This is a genomic window from Streptomyces globisporus (assembly GCF_003501885.1).
GTDB lineage: Bacteria > Actinomycetota > Actinomycetes > Streptomycetales > Streptomycetaceae > Streptomyces > Streptomyces globisporus_D.
In genome coordinates this window covers 1-588 of sequence record NZ_QWFA01000424.1, presented here as the reverse complement: position 1 = coordinate 588, position 588 = coordinate 1, and the positions used below count along the sequence as shown (strand labels likewise).

Below are 588 nucleotides of genomic sequence, written 5' to 3'. Positions count from 1 at the left end.
CGCCCCCGCACTCCGCCTCGGCTCGGCCGCCCTCCCTGTCCCCTGAATCACCGGGAGCCGGCCCGCCGTCGGTACGGGCCGCCCAACTCCCCGCCGCCGAGTCCTCGGGCTCGACACAGTCCCTGCCGCTGGAGCCCCTCGCCGCACCGTCCGACCGGGTCGCGGGCGCGGCGGCCGGTCAAGGGCTGGAGCGCCGGACGGCCCGGCCGTTCTCCCTCGTGGGGGTCGTCTGGGACGACGCGGAGGCCGAACTTCACGGCACGGTCCAGGTCCGCACCCGCGCGGCCGGCGGTACGAGCTGGTCGGACTGGCAGGACGTCGAGACCCACAACGCCGAACACGCCGCCGACCTCGGCAGCGACGAGCGGTCCTCCGGCGCCGTGCGCGGTGCGACCGCCCCCCTCTGGGTCGGCGCATCGGACGGCGTCGAGGTCCGCGTACGGCCGGAGCCGGCCGATCCGCAGGGCCGGTCCGAAGCCGCGCCGCTCCCCGAGGGGCTGCGCCTCGAACTCGTCGACCCCGGCCCGGACCCCGCACCCGACCCCGCCACGGAGACGGCCCCCGAGCCCGCCCGGGCCGCCCCCGTCG

General features: G+C 78.7%; 1 pseudogene. It reads left to right on the top strand.

Features of this window, described 5'->3' with window-relative positions:
• Positions 1–588 (top strand): annotated as a pseudogene (locus tag D3105_RS34125) (N-acetylmuramoyl-L-alanine amidase); the annotation flags it as partial.